Below are 16,105 nucleotides of genomic sequence, written 5' to 3'. Positions count from 1 at the left end.
CTACCGTCGACGGTATGACGACTTCGGCGAACTGCCCTCCCCGGACGGCCCCTGCACGGCCGTCGCTGCTGACCCGGCCCCTGCTGCTGCGCTTCGTGAGTCTGGTCGGCGCGAGCGTCAGCTTCTTCCTGCTGCTGTCGGTCGTCCCCGCCTACGCGGCCGGGTCGGGCGGCGGGAACGCGGCGGGTCTGGCCACCGGCTCCCTGATGCTGGCCACCGTCCTCGGCGAACTGGTCACCCCGCGTCTGGTCGCCCGCCACGGCTACCGTCCGACCCTGATGGCCGGCCTGGTCCTGCTCGGCGCCCCGGCCCTGGTGCTGACTCTCTCGTCGGACATCGCGTGGGTCGTCGCCGTGTGCCTGCTGCGCGGTCTGGGCTTCGCGCTGACGATCGTCGCGGGCGGTGCGCTGACCGCGACCCTCATTCCCGCCGAGCGCCGGGGCGAGGGGCTGGCCCTGGTGGGCGTGGTTTCCGGGGTGCCGTCCCTGGTCGCGCTGCCGCTGGGCCTGTGGCTGGTGACGCACGCGGGATACGGGACGGTCGCCGTGACCGGGGGGACGGCCGCGCTCGCCGCGACGGTCTCGGTGCTGGGACTGCCGGCCGCGGACGCGCGGAAGACGGGAGCGCCCCGCGAGGACCGGCCCGTCGGCGTCCTGCGCGGCCTGCGCACCGGCGCCCTGCTCCGCCCGGTCCTCGTCTTCGCGACCACCGCGACGGCCGCCGGGATCATGGTCACCTTCCTGCCGCTGGCCGTTCCGAAGGCGCACTCCGGTGTCGTCACGCTGGCCCTGTTCGTGCAGCCCGCGGCCGCGACGGCGACCCGCTGGCTGGCGGGCCGTCACGGCGACCGGCACGGCAGCGCCCGGCTCGTGGTGCCCGGCCTGCTCCTGTCGGCGGCGGGCGTCGCCGTGACCGCGACGACCGGCACCCCGGCCGCCGTGGTCGCCGGAACCGCCCTGTTCGGCGCCGGGTTCGGCATTGCCCAGAACTCCACCCTCGCGCTCATGTACGCCCGGGTCTCGCCGTCCTCGTACGGCACGGTCAGCGCGCTGTGGAACCTGGCGTACGACGGCGGGATGGGCGTCGGCGCCGCGGGCTTCGGCGTACTCGCCGGGGCGACCGGCTACCCGTGGGCGTTCACGATGACGGCGTTCCTGATGTCGGTCGCGCTGGCCCCGGCCCTGCGGGACCTTCGCCCGGCGCGGCTCAGCCGTTCCTGACTCCCTCGATCACCTGGCGCAGTCCGTCGGTGAGCGAGTCGGCGTCGGGCGCGGTCTTCGGGTCGAACGTCCACTGCGAGATGAGCCCCGACATCAGGGTCATGTAGAACCGGCCGAGGCTGTCGGCGGTCTCGTCCGACACCTCCTCCTCCGGCACGCCCTGCAGCAGCGAGACCAGCCCCCGGCCGCCCTCGCGCTGCGCGCGGGACAGCTGCTCGCGCACCTCGGGGAGCCGGTCGCCCATGCCCATGATCTCCATGCTGAGCCGCCACATCGACCCGGGTTCCCGCATGGAGTCGACGATGTTGGACCAGACCTCCCGGAAGCGCTCCAGCGACCCGGGCGCACCCTCGATGCCGGCGTCCCCCTCGAAGGACATGTCCTCCACCAGCGCGATGTACGCCTGGGCCAGCAGCGCGTCCTTCGAGCCGTAGTGGTAGCCGATGGAGGCGAGGTTGGTCCCCGACTCCTTGACGATGTCCCGCGCGGTCGTACGCAGGAACCCCTTCTGAAGCAGGCAGCGCTTGGCGCCCTCGAGCAGATCCTCACGGTGTCCCATGCCGACCACCCTACCGCCCGATCCATACAACCGTCCTAGACGATTGATCTATACAAACGTTCTAGACAGACGTTTAATACGTGCGTACATTCCTCGGCATGACGAACACGACGAGCACCACCGCGACCGCGACCGGCACCGCCCGCGCCGGCCGCCGCGAATGGACCGCCCTGGGCGTGCTGATGCTCCCGCTGCTGCTGGTCTCGATGGACGTGTCGGTCCTCTACTTCGCGATCCCGGCGATCGGCGCGCACCTGGAGCCGAGCGGCACGCAGCAGCTGTGGATCTTCGACATCTACGCCTTCGTCCTGGCGGGCCTGCTGATGACGATGGGCTCGCTGGGCGACCGCATGGGCCGCCGCCGGCTCCTGCTACTGGGCGCCGCCGCCTTCGGCACGGCCTCCGTGATCGCCGCCTACGCCGACAGCGCCGAGACCCTGATCGCGGCCCGCGCGGTCCTCGGCATCGGCGGCGCCACCCTGATGCCCTCAACGATGGCGCTGATCCGCACCATGTTCACCGACCCCGCCCAGCGTGCGAAGGCGATCGGCCTGTGGTCCGGCGTGATGACCGCGGGCATCGCGCTCGGCTCGGTGATGAGCGGGGTCCTCGTCCAGTACTTCTGGTGGGGCTCGGTCTTCCTGGTCAACCTGCCGGCGATGGCCCTGCTGCTGATCCTGGGCCCGTTCCTGCTGCCGGAGTCGAAGGACCCGAACCCCGGCCGCTTCGACTGGCCGAGCGTCCCGCTGTCGATGGCGGGCGTGCTCCCGGTGATCTACGGCCTGAAGGAGATCCCGTCCGAGGGCTGGCACGCGCAGTACGTCGTCTCGGTCGCCGTCGGCCTGCTCTTCGCGGCCGCGTTCGTCCACCGCCAGCGCACCACGGCCTCACCGATGATCGACCCGGCCCTCTTCCGCGGCCGCGGCTTCGCCCCCTCCGTGGTCCTCAACCTCATCGGCTCGTTCGCCATGATGGGCTCGGCGTACTTCACCACGCAGTACCTGCAGTCGGTGCTCGGCAAGAGCGCGATGGAGGCGGCCCTGTGGGCACTGCTTCCCTCGGTGCCGATCGGCATGGCGGCCCCGATGGCGACCTCCCTGGTCCACAAGGGAGTCGACCGCGCCCATGTCGTCACCGCCGGCTTCGCCATCGGGGCCTGCGGCTACGCCCTGCTCTCCCTCGCGGACACGGACTCCCTCTGGCTGGTCCTGGTCGCCTGCGGCGTCCTCGCCTCCGGCATCGTCATGGTCATCTCCCAGATCACGGACCTGGCGCTGAGCAGCGCCCCGGTGGAACGCGCGGGCTCGGCGTCCTCCCTGATGGAGACCGGCGGCGAGTTCGGCGGGGCGCTGGGCATGGCGATCCTCGGCTCGATCGGCACGGCGATCTACCGCCACGACATGCCGGCCTCGGCACCGGACGCGGCCCGCGAGACCCTGGGCGGCGCGCTCGCGGTCGCCGACCGGATCCCGGGACTGGCGACCACGGCACGGGAGGCCTTCACCAGCGGAATGCAGGGCGCGGCGATCGCGGGGGCGCTGCTGCTGGCGGGCGCGGCGGTGCTGGCGGCGCGGGCGCTGCGCGGAATCCGCGTCGACGACGAATGACGGAACGCACGAACGCCGGACGGGCACTCTCAGCCCGTCCGGCGTTTGAGGACGAGGCCCCTTCAGGGCCGAAAGCGGGGGCCTGGGGGCGGCAGCCCCCAGAACTACCGCAACCTCAGACGAGGTTCACGGATCGAGCGAACGTCGCTCCGATCTCCGTCTCCACCTCACCCAGCACCCCGGAGGGCACCGTGTCGTCGACGGTCAGCACGGCCAGCGCCTCGCCGCCGGCGACCGAGCGGGAGACCTGCATGCCCGCGATGTTGATGCCCGCCTCGCCGAAGATGCGGCCCACCGTGCCGACGACACCGGGACGGTCCTCGTATCGCAGCACCACCATGTGGTCGGCGAGCGCGAGGTCGACGTCGTACTCACCGACGGCGACGATCTTCTGCAGGTGCTTGGGGCCGGCCAGGGTGCCGGAGACCGACACCTCCTCGCCGTTGCCGAGGGTGCCGCGGACGGTGACGACGTTGCGGTGGTCGGCCGACTCCGAGCTGGTCGTCAGCCGCACCTCGACGCCGCGCTCCTGGGCGAACAGCGGGGCGTTGACGTAGGAGACGGTCTCGTCGACGACGTCCTCGAAGACACCCTTGAGGGCGGACAGCTCCAGCACCTTCACGTCGTGCTGGGTGATCTCGCCGTAGACCTCGACGTCCAGGCGGACGGCGACCTCGCCGGCGAGCGCGGTGAAGATGCGGCCGAGGCGCTCCGCGAGCGGCAGACCCGGCTTGACGTCCTCGGCGATGACACCGCCCTGGACGTTCACCGCGTCGGGCACGAGCTCACCGGCGAGGGCGAGGCGCACCGAGCGGGCGACGGCGATACCGGCCTTCTCCTGGGCCTCGTCCGTCGACGCGCCGAGGTGCGGGGTGCACACGACCTGGTCGAACTCGAAGAGCGGGGAGTCGGTGCAGGGCTCCTTGGCGTACACGTCGAGGCCGGCGCCGGCGACCCGGCCCTCCTTCAGCGCCGAGTACAGCGCCTCCTCGTCGACGATCCCGCCGCGCGCGGCGTTGACGATGCGCACGCTCGGCTTGACCTTGCGCAGCGCCTCGTCGCCGATGAGGCCGAGGGTCTCGGGGGTCTTGGGGAGGTGGACGGTGATGAAGTCGGAGACCTCGAGCAGCTCGTCCAGCGACAGCACCTTGACGCCCATCTGCGCGGCGCGGGCGGGCTGGATGTAGGGGTCGTAGGCGACGACCTTCATGCCGAAGGCGGACATGCGCTGCGCGACGAGGGCACCGATGCGGCCCAGGCCCACGACACCCAGCGTCTTCTCCGCCAGCTCCACGCCGGTGTACTTGCTGCGCTTCCACTCGCCGTTCTTCAGCGCGGCGTTGGCCTGCGGGATGTGGCGGGCGGTGGCGACGAGCAGACCGCAGGCCAGCTCGGCGGCGGTCACGATGTTCGAGGTGGGGGCGTTGACGACCATCACGCCGGCCTTGGTGGCGGCGGAGACGTCGACGTTGTCCAGGCCGACGCCGGCTCGTGCGACGACCTTCAGCTTGTTCGCGGCGGCGATGGCCTCGGCGTCCACCTTGGTGGCCGAGCGGATCAGGATCGCGTCGACGTCGGCGATGGCCGGGAGCAGTTCGGCTCGGTCCGCTCCGTTGCAGTGCCGGATCTCGAAGTCGGGGCCAAGCGCGTCCACGGTCGCGGGCGACAGCTCTTCAGCGATGAGTACGACGGGTTTCGAGCTCACGTGAGTCCTCACAAGTCCAATGCGGACGGCCGTCCCGACGGCCGCAGGCGGTGGAGGTTGGCTAGCCGCGTGGAAGACGCACGACGCTGTGGGCCTGACGCGTATGTAGTACGGCAGTGTAGTGGCGCGACGGCGGTCGTCCTGCGCCTCTTCGGAAGGATCACCCGGACGAGACGCGCCATTTTGTAGCCCCTTGGGGGTCCCCCCACGCCCTTGAGGCAGTGGGGGAGATCGAGGAGCGGGATCCGGGGCGGAGCCCCGTGGCGGCACCCTCAGCCGAGGGCGCCGCCACGGGAAGAGAGGTCACGCCTCTTCGTCGACCCACGACATCAGCTTGCGCAGCTGCTTGCCGGTGGTCTCCAGCAGGTGGTCGGCGTCCTGCTGCTTGTACTCGTTGTACTTCTTCAGACCGCCGTGGTACTCGGCCATCCACTCACGGGCGAAGGTGCCGTCCTGGATCTCGGCGAGGACCTTCTTCATCTCGGCCTTGGTGGCGTCGGTGATGATCCGCGGGCCGGTGACGTAGTCGCCCCACTCGGCGGTCTCGGAGACGGACCAGCGCATCTTCTCCAGGCCGCCCTCGTACATGAGGTCGACGATCAGCTTCAGCTCGTGCAGGCACTCGAAGTAGGCGATCTCCGGCTGGTAGCCGGCCTCGACCAGGGTCTCGAAACCGGCCTTGACCAGGGCGGAGGTGCCACCGCACAGGACGGCCTGCTCACCGAACAGGTCGGTCTCGGTCTCCTCGGTGAAGGTCGTCTTGATGACACCGGCGCGGGTGCCGCCGATGCCCTTGGCGTACGACAGCGCCAGCGCGAAGCCGTTGCCGGTGGCGTCCTGCTCGACGGCCACGATGCACGGAACGCCGCGGCCCTCCTCGTACTGGCGGCGCACCAGGTGACCCGGGCCCTTGGGGGCGACCATGCACACGTCGACGTTCGCCGGGGGCTTGATGAAGTCGAAGCGGATGTTCAGGCCGTGGCCGAAGAACAGCGCGTCGCCGTCCTTCAGGTTCGGGGCGATGGACTCCTCGTAGACCTGGGCCTGGATCGGGTCCGGGACCAGGATCATGATGACGTCGGCCTCGGCGGCGGCCTCCGCCGGCGTCACCACGCGCAGGCCCTGCTCCTCGGCCTTCGCCTTGGACTTGGAGCCCTCGTGCAGACCGACACGGACGTCGACACCCGAGTCACGGAGCGACAGCGCGTGGGCGTGGCCCTGGCTGCCGTAACCGATGACCGCGACCTTGCGGCCCTGGATGATGGACAGGTCGGCGTCGGCGTCGTAGAACAGCTCGGCCACTTTGGGTTCTCTCCTTGTGTGCAGGTGTTGCGTCCCACCGTATGACGGCGGGCGGAAGGGAAGTCTCGGGGTCTCGGTATACGGGCGGCCGAAACCGCCCGTACGCCTCATGCGCTGCGGTCGAGGGCGCGCAGCGAGCGGTCCGTGATGGAGCGGGCTCCGCGGCCGATCGCGATCGTGCCGGACTGCACGAGCTCCTTGATGCCGAACGGCTCCAGCATCTTGAGCATGGCGGACAGCTTGTCGCTGCTGCCGGTGGCCTCGATGGTCACGGCCTCCGGGGAGACGTCGACGGTCTTGGCGCGGAAGAGCTGGACGATCTCCACGATCTGGGAGCGCGTCTCGTTGTCGGCCTTCACCTTCACCAGAACGAGTTCGCGCTGAACCGCCTGAGCGGGCTCCAGCTCGACGATCTTCAGCACGTTGACGAGCTTGTTGAGCTGCTTCGTCACCTGCTCCAGCGGGAGGTCGTCCACGCTGACGACGATGGTGATGCGGGAGATGTCGGGGTGCTCGGTGACACCGACGGCGAGCGAGTCGATGTTGAAGCCGCGGCGGGAGAAGAGGGCGGCGATCCGGGCCAGGATGCCCGGGGTGTTCTCCACCAGGACGGAGAGCGTGTGCTTGGACATGGTCTTTTACGTCTCTCTCGCTCAGTCGTCTTCGTTGTCGCCGAAGTCGGGGCGAACGTCCCGGGCGGCCATGATCTCGTCGTTGGATGTGCCGGCGGCGACCATCGGCCACACCATCGCGTCCTCGTGGACGATGAAGTCGACGACGACGGGCCGGTCGTTGATGGAGTTCGCCTCTTCGATGACCTTGTCGAGGTCGTCCGGGGACTCGCAGCGGATCGCGTAGCAGCCCATGGCCTCCGACAGCTTCACGAAGTCGGGGACGCGGGTGCCCCTGGCCTCCGGGTTGACGTCGTCGGGGCCGGAGTGCAGCACGGTGTTGGAGTACCGCTGGTTGTAGAAGAGGGTCTGCCACTGGCGGACCATCCCGAGGGCGCCGTTGTTGATGACGGCGACCTTGATCGGGATGTTGTTCAGGGCGCAGGTGGTGAGCTCCTGGTTGGTCATCTGGAAGCAGCCGTCGCCGTCGATCGCCCAGACCGTCTGGCCGGGTGCGCCGGCCTTGGCGCCCATCGCGGCCGGGACCGCGTAGCCCATCGTGCCGGCGCCGCCGGAGTTCAGCCAGGTCGCGGGCTTCTCGTACTGGATGAAGTGCGCGGACCACATCTGGTGCTGGCCGACGCCCGCCGCGAAGATCGTGCCCTCCGGCGCGAGCTGTCCGATGCGCTCGATGACCTGCTGCGGGGAGAGCGAGCCGTCCTCGGGGAGGTCGTAGCCGAGCGGGTAGGTGTCCCGCCACCGGGACAGGTCCTTCCACCAGGCGCTGTAGTCGCCCTGGTGGCCCTCGCTGTGCTCCTTCTGCACGGCCTGGATGAGGTCGGCGATGACCTCGCGCGCGTCACCGACGATCGGCACGTCGGCGGCGCGGTTCTTGCCGATCTCCGCGGGGTCGATGTCGGCGTGGACGATCTTGGCGTACGGGGCGAAGCTGTCCAGCTTGCCGGTGACGCGGTCGTCGAAGCGGGCTCCGAGGGCGACGATCAGGTCGGCCTTCTGCAGCGCGGTGACGGCGGTGACCGCACCGTGCATGCCCGGCATTCCCACGTGCAGCGGGTGGCTGTCGGGGAACGCGCCGAGCGCCATCAGGGTGGTGGTGACGGGCGCTCCGGTGAGTTCGGCGAGGACCTTGAGCTCGGCGGTGGCCTGTGCCTTGATGACACCGCCGCCGACGTAGAGGACGGGCCGCTTGGCGGAGGTGATGAGCTTCGCGGCCTCACGGATCTGCTTGGCGTGCGGCTTGGTCACCGGGCGGTAGCCGGGCAGGTCCATCACCGGCGGCCAGGAGAACGTGGTGCGCGCCTGCAGGGCGTCCTTGGCGATGTCGACCAGCACCGGGCCGGGGCGGCCGGTGGAGGCGATGTGGAAGGCCTGCGCGATGACCCGCGGGATGTCCTCGGCCTTGGTGACGAGGAAGTTGTGCTTGGTGATCGGCATCGTGATGCCGACGATGTCCGCCTCCTGGAAGGCGTCCGTGCCGATCGCCTTGGAGGCCACCTGCCCGGTGATCGCCACGAGCGGCACCGAGTCCATGTGGGCGTCCGCGATGGGGGTGACCAGGTTGGTGGCGCCGGGGCCCGAAGTGGCCATGCAGACACCGACCTTGCCGGTGGCCTGCGCGTAGCCGGTGGCCGCGTGGCCGGCGCCCTGCTCGTGCCGGACCAGGACGTGGCGCACCCGGGTCGAGTCCATCAGGGGGTCGTACGCGGGCAGGATCGCGCCGCCGGGAATGCCGAATACCGTGTCGGCCCCGACCTCCTCGAGAGAGCGGATGAGGGACTGCGCACCCGTGACGTGCTCGGGGGCGGACTGGTGTCCTCCGGATCGGGGCCGCGGCTGCGGATTGGCCCCGGTGGCCTGCTCGGTCATCGTCAGTCTCTTCTCGATGCTGAGGGTTTTTGCGAGGTTTGTACGGTGTTCGGCTGTTGCACGGACAGCGCCTGTGCAACAAAAAACCCCTCGTGCCGTAAGGCAAGCGAGGGGAGCGCGCCGGGTGGAGGTCGCTGAGCGATGGTGGGCTCAGCGTCAGCCGACGCGCTTTCCAAGTACGAGAATTCGGGTGCGCATGGCACTGACCCTCCCCCCGACGCGCACCACGTGTCAAGTGGGTGGGACGGGAGTCTCATCATGTGAGCGCAGGGCGGTTCCGCGGCCGAGCACGACCGGCACTCCACCGGTGTACGCCCCCGGGCCCCTTTCCATGGTCCGTTCGCCTCCACCGCCGCCCGCGAACGCCGGCTCGATCGGCCCGTGGGGCACCGGATAATGGCCGGTTCCCAGCGCCCGCCGCAGCCGGTACTCGTCCAGCGGCCCGGAGAAGGCCATGCCCTGGCCGTGCGTGCAGCCCATCGCGCGCAGGGCGACGACCTGCTCGGGCAGGTCCACGCCGTCGGCCACGGACTGCAGCCCGAGGTCGGTCGCGATCCGCAGCAGCCCACTGGTGATCTTGTGCAGTCGCGCGGACTCGACGACGCCTTCGACCAGGCTGCGGTCGAGCTTCAGCACGTCGACGGGGAGTCTGCGCAGCGCCGTGATCGCCGCGTGGCCGCTGCCGAAGCCGTCCAGGGCGATCCGGACGCCGAGTCTGCGCAGGGCGGACAGCCGGCGCTCCAGCTCGTCCATGGACACCTTGGCGTCGGTGTCGGACAGCTCGATCACCAGGGCGCCGGACGGCAGGCCGTGCCGGGTGAGCAGGGCCTCGACGGAGCCGAGCGGCATCGAGCGGTCCAGCAGGCGCCGCGCGCTCACCCGCACCGCGACCGGCACGGCCAGGCCCGTGGCGGTGCGCTCGACGGCCTGCTCGACCGCCTCTTCCAGGATCCAGCGGCCGAGCTCCTGCGTCCGGTCGCCCTCGTCGGCGACCCGCAGGAACTCCGCGGGTGTGAACAGCACTCCCTGCGAGGACCGCCAGCGCGCCAGTGCCTCGACCGATGCGATCCGGCCGTTCTCCAGGCAGACCACGGGCTGGTGCAGCAGGGCGAACTCGCCGTCGTGCAGCGCGGCCCGCAGGCGCGTGGCCAGTTCCGCCTTGCGGACGACGTCCTGTTGCATCTGGGGTGCGTACAGCTCGACGCGGCCCTTGCCGCCGGCCTTGGCACGGTACATGGCGAGGTCGGCGTTGCGCAGCAACTCGCCCGCTCCGAGGCCTTGTTCGGCGAACGCGACGCCGATGGACGCGGCCACCCGGACATCGTTGCCGTCGATGAGGTAGGGCTGGGAGAGGGTGATTCTGAGCCGGTCGGCGAGTTCCAGGATGTGCCGTTCGCGTGCGGCGCGGTCACGGGTGCCGTCCCCGACGATCAGGGCCGCGAACTCGTCGCCGCCGAGCCGGGAGGCGGTGTCCCCCTGCCGGACCGCGTCCTGGAGCCTGCGGGCGGCCTGGACGAGGAGTTCGTCCCCGGCCTGGTGCCCGATCGTGTCGTTGACGGCCTTGAAGCCGTCGAGGTCGATGAAGAGGACGGCCGTGCCGCGCAGGGACGCCCGGTCGGCGGCCCGCCGGCCGGACAGCGCCTGCTGGACCCGCTGGGTGAACAGGGCGCGATTGGGCAGGTCGGTGAGCGGGTCGTGCTCGGCGTTGTGCTGCAACTGCGCCTGCAGGCGCACTCTTTCGGTCACGTCCCGGCTGTTGAAGATCAGGCCGCCGTGGTGGCGGTTGACCGTGGACTCGACGTTGAGCCAGCCCCCACCGCCGGCCCGGAAGCGGCACTCGATGCGGGTGGTGGGTTCGTCCTGGGGACTGGCGGCGAGGAAGCGGCGCACCTCGTGCACCACGCAGCCCAGGTCCTCCGGGTGGATGAGGCCGGCCAGCTCGGTGCCCACCAGTTCCTCGGCGGGCCGTCCGTAGACCCCGGCGGCGGCCGGGGAGACGTACCTGAGGACACCGCTGGGCGCGGCGATCATGATGACGTCGCTGGAGCCCTGCACCAGGGAGCGGAAGTGGTTCTCCTTCTGCGCGAGTTCCTGGGTGAGGGTGATGTTGTCGAGCAGCATGATGCCCTGGCGCACCACGAGGGCGAGCACCACGGTGCCGCCGGTGACGAGCACGGTCGGGTCGGGCTTCCTGCCGTTGAGGACGTTGTAGAGGATCCCCAAGGTGCAGACGGCCGCGGCCATGTAGGGCGTCAGCGCGGCCAGGGAGCCGGCGATGGGCCGGGCGACCGGGTACCGGGGGCGATCACCTCCCTGCGGGGGCGCGTGGTGCTGGTGGGTGCCGCCGTGCGGGCCGGGCAGGTGCTCGTGGACCACGCGCGTGTGGCCGTCGCCCTCCGCGGACTCCTGCCCCTGCCGGGGCGCGGTCCAGGGGGCGTACGCGAGGAGCAGCGAGCCGGCGAACCAGCCCGCGTCGAGCAACTGGCCCGACCGGTAGCTGTTCTGCAGCAGCGGGGAGCTGAACAGGGCGTCGCACATGACCGTCAGCGCGAGCGCGCCGATGGCGGTGTTGATCGCCGCCCGGTTCGCGGCCGTGCGCCTGAAGTGCAGCGCGAGGACCACGCTGACCAGGGCGATGTCCAGCAGGGGGTAGGCCAGCAGCAGCGCGCTGCGCGCGAGGTGCGGCCCGTCGGCCTCGGCGGTCTTGGCGAGCGCGAGGCTCCAGGACAGGGTGAGCAGCGAGCCGCCGATCAGCCAGGCGTCCAGCCCGAGGCACATCCAGCCGGCCTTCGTCACCGGCCGCTTGGCGAGCACGAGCAGGCCCACGATGGCGGGCGGCGCGAAGCCGACGAAGAAGACGTTGGCGTAGCCGACGGTGGGCACCTTCTCGCCCAGGACGACCTCGTACCACCCCCAGACTCCGTTGCCCAGGGCCGCCATCGCCGAGGAGAGGGCGAACAGCAGCCAGGCGGAACGGAAGCGCGCGCAGTGCCTGTAGGCGTAGAGGAAGCAGGACACGGCGGCGGTGGCCGCGGCCGCGCTGAGCCCGAAGTCACCCATGATGTCGGCGAGTTCCTGCGAACCCCAGCCGAGCGCGGACCCGACGGCGTATCCCGCGCAGACCGTGGCCAGGACGAGCTGGGGAACGAGGCCGGTCCGGCCACCGTCGGACGGCGGACGGGTCGGCCGTGCCCCCGGTGCGGGCTGTGCCCGCAGCACTCCGTCGAGGGTGGTGGTGACAGACGGCGAGTTCACCGGGCCCTCCCGGTCCGCGCGGCTCCGGGGTCCCTCGGGTCCCGGTGCGCATGCCTCCTGCGGCTGCTGTGCCTGCGGTGGTGGCTGTGACGACAGCCATGACTGCCGTGGTGACCGCGTCTGCGCGCGGCCGTGCGCCAGGGTCGCCGCCGGCGGCCCCGCCGCGTCGGATCGCTCGCCCATAGGCCGTGCATCGCCCGTCGCCCCCCATCACAGTCTGCAATGTCCATCCCCGGCGCCGAACGGTGCGCGGCGCAGCCCCTGTCGGGACGATACACCAGTCTCGTCACTCAGGGACATAGTTCCTCTACGCTCCGTGACGACCAGCGGCGTTGTGAGTACGGACCGCGTCCGTGAGGTTGCGGAGGGTACCGGAAATGGATTACACGCCTGTTGCGCCCGTCGCGTGGGTCGCGCGCGGGACGTTCAAGTCGTCGGGGTCACGCGCCGGTTGTACCTGTCCTAAGGATCACGTTGCGCAGCGGCTTCCGGTTCAAGAACCGGGTCAACTGGTCCACGAGAAGCCGCTCGGCGCGGGGCCGGAAAGCGGAGGTGGGGCCGCCGACGTGGGGGCTGATGAGCACACCGGGGGCACGCCACAGGGGGTGTTCGGCGGGCAGCGGCTCGGGGTCGGTGACGTCCAGGGCGGCGGTGATCCGGCCGGTCTCGAGTTCGGCGAGCAGCGCCTTGGTGTCGACGACGGGCCCGCGCGCGACGTTGACGAGGAGCGCGCCGTCCTTCATGCGGGCGAGGAAGTCGGCGCCGGCCAGACCGCGGGTGGAGTCGGTGAGGGGCGTGATGAGGACGACGACGTCTGCCTCGGGGAGCAGGGCGGGCAGCTCGGTGAGCGGGTGCGCCGGCCCGCGCTCCGTCGTGCGCGCGGAGCGCGCGACGCGCACCACCCGCGCGACCTCGAACGGAACGAGCCGGTCCTCGATCGCGGATCCGATCGAGCCGTAGCCCACGATGAGCACGCTCTTGTCGGCGAGCGCCGGCCGGAACCCGCCCAGCCACTCCCCGCGCTGCTGTCCGCGCACGAAGTCGGGGATGCCGCGCAGGGAGGCGAGGATCAGGGTGAGCGCGAGTTCGGCGGTGCTCGCCTCGTGAACCCCGCGCGCGTTGCACACCTGCACGCCCGGCCGCAGCCGGGGCAGCCCGGGCTGCACGTTGTCGATCCCGGCGGACAGCGTCTGCACCACCTGCACGGAGCTCATTTCGGGCAGGGGCCGTACGGCGACCTCGGCGGACTTCATGTAGGGGACGACGTAGAAGAGGCAGTCGGCCGGGTCCGCGGGGTAGTCCTGCTCGCCGTTCCAGAAGAGGTAGTTCGGCCCCGCGGGAAGGTTCTCGATCTCCTCCGGCGGGATGGGAAGCCACACGTCAGCAGTCATGACAGGAGGCTATGTCAGGGCCATGAGGGTGCAGAGGTTAGGTTGGGGGCTCGGCAGAGGGAGGGTCACGGGCAGGTGGAGCGCAGGACGATCGGCGCGGGGGCACTCGCGGTGGGGGCCGTCGGGCTTGGGTGCATGCCGATGAGCTGGGCGTACAGCGCCTCGCGGCGGCGGGGCGACGAGTCGCTCAGGGCGGTGCACCGGGCGCTGGATTCCGGCTCGACGCTCCTGGACACCGCCGACATGTACGGCCCGTTCACCAATGAGCTGCTGGTGGGGCGGGTGCTCAAGGAGCGGCGCGCGGACGCGTTCGTGTCGACGAAGGTCGGACTGCTGGTCGGCGAGCAGCACATCGTGGCCAACGGCCGCCCCGGCTATGTGAAACGCGCCTGCGACGCGTCGCTGCGGCGGCTGCAGACGGACGTCATCGACCTGTACCAGCTGCACCGCGCGGACCCCGAGGTGCCCGTGGAGGAGACGTGGGGCGCGATGGCGGAGCTCGTACGGGCGGGAAAGGTACGGGCGTTGGGGCTGTGCGCGGTCGGTGCCCGCGGCGGCCGTCGCTCGGGGGGCCGGCTGCACGACGCAACGATTCTGCAGCTCCAGCGGGTGCAACAGGTGTTCCCGGTGAGCGCGGTGGAGGCCGAGCTGTCGGTGTGGTCGCCGGACGCCCTCGACGTGCTGCTGCCGTGGTGCGAGGCGCGTGACGTCGGCTTCCTGGCCGCGATGCCGCTGGGCAACGGCTTCCTCGCCGGGACCCTGACCCCCGGCGAGGGGTTCGAGGCGGACGACGTGCGCGCCCGGCACCCGCGCTTCACGGCGGAGATGATGGCCGCCAACCAGCCGATCGTGGCCGGTCTGCGCCGCGTCGCGGCCCGGCACGGGGAGGACGTGACCGCGGGGCAGGTGGCCCTGGCGTGGGTGCTGGCGCAGGGCCGGCACGTGGTCGCCGTGCCGGGCACCAAGCGGGAGCGGTGGGCGGCCGAGAACGCGGCGGCGGCCGGTCTGCGGCTGTCCCCCCAGGACCTGGCCGAGGTGGCGAAGCTGCCGAGGGCGCAGGGATCCTGGGACTGAGCGGCCGCGGATCCGCGGCCGTGCCCGCGCCGGCCGGAGGTTCGACACCGCCCGACCGGGAACCTGGAGGGCGCGAGCGGTCGTAGGACAAGGAGAGCCCGCCGCCCGACCGCCGCATCGAAGGGACCAGGACCGTGCTACGACGAGCTGTGCCGGCCTTACTCGCCACGACCGCGCTCCTGCTGACGGCCGCCTGCTCCTCCGGCGGCGACGGCAGCGGCTCCTCCGGCGGCAGCGGCGGTGCCACGAGCGCCTCCCCCTCGAAGCAGGCGGCCCAGCAGGCCCCGCCGGCCAAGGGCTCGGCCAAGGTGGTGCGCACGGTCGCCACGGGCCTGAACACCCCGTGGGGCCTGGCCGCGCTCCCCGGCGGCGGCGGTCTCCTCGTCGCCTCCCGCGACCGGGGCACGATCACCAGGGTCGACGAGAAGACCGGCGGCAAGACCGAGCTGGGCAAGGTGTCCGGTGTCTCCCCGGCCGGCGAGGGCGGCCTCCTCGGCATCGCCCTCTCCCCCGACTACGCGTCGGACCACATGGTCTACGCCTACTTCACCTCCGCCTCCGACAACCGCATCGTCCGCGTGCTGTACGACCCGAAGAAGCCCGCCGGCGAACAGCTCGGCGCGCCGGACACGATCTTCAAGGGCATCCCCAAGGGCTACATCCACAACGGCGGACGGATCGCCTTCGGCCCGGACGGCATGCTGTACGCGGGCACGGGCGAGAGCGGCGACCGCGGTCTGGCCCAGGACACCAAGTCCCTGGGCGGCAAGATCCTCCGGCTGACCCCCGAGGGAGAACCGGCCCCCGGGAACCCCTTCCCCGACTCGCCGGTCTACTCCTACGGCCACCGCAATGTGCAGGGCCTGGCCTGGGACCCCGAACAGCGCCTGTTCGCCTCGGAGTTCGGCCAGGACACCTGGGACGAGCTGAACGCGATCAAGCCGGGCGCCGACTACGGCTGGCCGAACGCCGAGGGCAGGTCGTCCGACGGCAAGTACCAGAACCCCCTCGCCCAGTGGCACACCGACGACGCCTCCCCCAGCGGCCTCGCCTACGCCGAGGGCTCGGTGTGGATGGCCGGCCTGAAGGGACAGCGTCTGTGGCGGATCCCCCTGAAGGGCACCGAGGCGTCGGCCGACCCGCAGGCCTTCCTCACCGGCACGTACGGCCGCCTGCGTACGGTGGTCCCGGCGGGCGGCGACAAGCTGTGGCTGACCACCAGCAACACCGACGGACGGGGCTCGCCCAAGAACGGCGACGACCGGATCCTGGAGGTGCAGGTGAAGTAGGGGCCCGGCGTCACTCCCCGGGGTCCTCCTCGTCGGCGGTCTCGGTCGGGCGTATGACGACCTTGCCGGAGTCGAGGTCTATCGGGCCGCGTCCGGGGTCGTTGTCGCCGACGTCCTCGCGGGTCAGTTCCAGCCGCTTGCGTTCGTCGTGGGTGTGCTTGCGGCCCGGTGCGAACAGTTCCTCGAATGCGTTGAACACGGTCCC

The 16,105-nt window shown here is 71.1% G+C and carries 13 protein-coding genes; 5 read left to right on the top strand and 8 right to left on the bottom strand.

The genetic code is table 11. The features are described 5' to 3' along the window. Positions 1-14 precede the first annotated feature (14 nt). Positions 15-1,220: an MFS transporter gene (locus FBY22_RS04865; RefSeq protein WP_142142655.1), complete on the top strand. Its 1,206-nt coding sequence runs from the start codon at positions 15-17 to the stop codon at positions 1,218-1,220. Here FBY22_RS04865 and FBY22_RS04860 read toward each other — a convergent pair. Then, positions 1,207-1,779: a TetR/AcrR family transcriptional regulator gene (locus FBY22_RS04860; protein WP_142142654.1), complete on the bottom strand. Its 573-nt coding sequence runs from the start codon at positions 1,777-1,779 to the stop codon at positions 1,207-1,209. The genes FBY22_RS04865 and FBY22_RS04860 overlap by 14 nt on opposite strands. Before the next feature lie 98 nt (positions 1,780-1,877). Here FBY22_RS04860 and FBY22_RS04855 point away from each other — a divergent pair, with 98 nt between their 5' ends. Continuing rightward, a complete protein-coding gene (locus FBY22_RS04855; RefSeq protein WP_142142653.1) occupies positions 1,878-3,386 on the top strand; it encodes an MFS transporter in 1,509 nt (502 codons plus the stop codon). A 115-nt stretch (positions 3,387-3,501) separates the two neighbouring features. Here FBY22_RS04855 and serA read toward each other — a convergent pair whose 3' ends face one another. The 5 genes from serA to FBY22_RS04830 form a co-directional block, all read right to left on the bottom strand. Next, the gene (serA, locus tag FBY22_RS04850; RefSeq protein ID WP_142142652.1) at positions 3,502-5,091 is read right to left on the bottom strand and encodes a phosphoglycerate dehydrogenase; all 1,590 of its coding nucleotides are present in this window, start codon (positions 5,089-5,091) and stop codon (positions 3,502-3,504) included. A gap of 303 nt (positions 5,092-5,394) precedes the next feature. Next, positions 5,395-6,393, bottom strand: a complete 999-nt coding sequence (ilvC, locus tag FBY22_RS04845; RefSeq protein WP_142142651.1) for a ketol-acid reductoisomerase — start codon at positions 6,391-6,393, stop codon at positions 5,395-5,397. Between the two features lie 107 nt (positions 6,394-6,500). After that, the gene (gene ilvN, locus FBY22_RS04840; RefSeq protein WP_058923010.1) at positions 6,501-7,025 is read right to left on the bottom strand and encodes an acetolactate synthase small subunit; all 525 of its coding nucleotides are present in this window, start codon (positions 7,023-7,025) and stop codon (positions 6,501-6,503) included. Positions 7,026-7,046: 21 nt separating this feature from the next. Continuing rightward, positions 7,047-8,891: an acetolactate synthase large subunit gene (locus FBY22_RS04835; protein WP_142142650.1), complete on the bottom strand. Its 1,845-nt coding sequence runs from the start codon at positions 8,889-8,891 to the stop codon at positions 7,047-7,049. A 231-nt stretch (positions 8,892-9,122) separates the two neighbouring features. Next, positions 9,123-12,146 carry a bifunctional diguanylate cyclase/phosphodiesterase gene (locus FBY22_RS04830; RefSeq protein WP_174267091.1) on the bottom strand — a complete coding sequence of 1,008 codons (3,024 nt, stop codon included), beginning with the start codon at positions 12,144-12,146 and terminating at the stop codon, positions 9,123-9,125. On the opposite strand from FBY22_RS04830, the gene FBY22_RS45875 reads away from it, so the two are divergent. After that, positions 12,121-12,612, top strand: coding sequence for a DUF2486 family protein (locus FBY22_RS45875; RefSeq protein WP_399210513.1), 492 nt, complete (start codon positions 12,121-12,123; stop codon positions 12,610-12,612). The two genes, FBY22_RS04830 and FBY22_RS45875, sit on opposite strands and share 26 nt — an antisense overlap. Here the strand turns inward: FBY22_RS45875 and FBY22_RS04825 are convergent. Further along, positions 12,587-13,537, bottom strand: coding sequence for a 2-hydroxyacid dehydrogenase (locus FBY22_RS04825; RefSeq protein WP_142142648.1), 951 nt, complete (start codon positions 13,535-13,537; stop codon positions 12,587-12,589). The two genes, FBY22_RS45875 and FBY22_RS04825, sit on opposite strands and share 26 nt — an antisense overlap. Positions 13,538-13,612: 75 nt before the next feature. Here FBY22_RS04825 and FBY22_RS04820 point away from each other — a divergent pair, with 75 nt between their 5' ends. Both FBY22_RS04820 and FBY22_RS04815 read left to right on the top strand, forming a co-directional pair. Next, entirely contained in the window at positions 13,613-14,611 is a 999-nt protein-coding gene (locus FBY22_RS04820) for an aldo/keto reductase (RefSeq protein ID WP_142142647.1), read from the top strand. Between the two features lie 149 nt (positions 14,612-14,760). Beyond that, on the top strand, positions 14,761-15,900 hold the full coding sequence (locus FBY22_RS04815) for a sorbosone dehydrogenase family protein (RefSeq protein WP_142142646.1): 1,140 nt from the start codon (positions 14,761-14,763) through the stop codon (positions 15,898-15,900). Positions 15,901-15,910: 10 nt separating this feature from the next. Here the strand turns inward: FBY22_RS04815 and FBY22_RS04810 are convergent, their stop codons facing one another. Then, a complete protein-coding gene (locus tag FBY22_RS04810; RefSeq protein ID WP_142142645.1) occupies positions 15,911-16,099 on the bottom strand; it encodes a DUF6191 domain-containing protein in 189 nt (62 codons plus the stop codon). Between the last annotated feature and the right edge of the window lie 6 nt (positions 16,100-16,105).

The sequence above is a fragment of the Streptomyces sp. SLBN-31 genome (assembly GCF_006715395.1).
Taxonomy (GTDB): domain Bacteria; phylum Actinomycetota; class Actinomycetes; order Streptomycetales; family Streptomycetaceae; genus Streptomyces.
This window is presented reverse-complemented; position numbering and strand designations above follow the sequence as displayed.

Bases quoted from the DNA above. Each gene is read 5' to 3' on its own strand.
- FBY22_RS04865 (WP_142142655.1), top strand. From the start codon at position 15: ATGACGACTTCGGCGAACTGCCCTCCCCGGACGGCCCCTGCACGGCCG.
- FBY22_RS04860 (WP_142142654.1), bottom strand. From the start codon at position 1,779: ATGGGACACCGTGAGGATCTGCTCGAGGGCGCCAAGCGCTGCCTGCTT.
- FBY22_RS04855 (WP_142142653.1), top strand. From the start codon at position 1,878: ATGACGAACACGACGAGCACCACCGCGACCGCGACCGGCACCGCCCGC.
- ilvN (WP_058923010.1), bottom strand. From the start codon at position 7,025: ATGTCCAAGCACACGCTCTCCGTCCTGGTGGAGAACACCCCGGGCATC.
- FBY22_RS04835 (WP_142142650.1), bottom strand. From the start codon at position 8,891: ATGACCGAGCAGGCCACCGGGGCCAATCCGCAGCCGCGGCCCCGATCC.
- FBY22_RS04825 (WP_142142648.1), bottom strand. From the start codon at position 13,537: ATGACTGCTGACGTGTGGCTTCCCATCCCGCCGGAGGAGATCGAGAAC.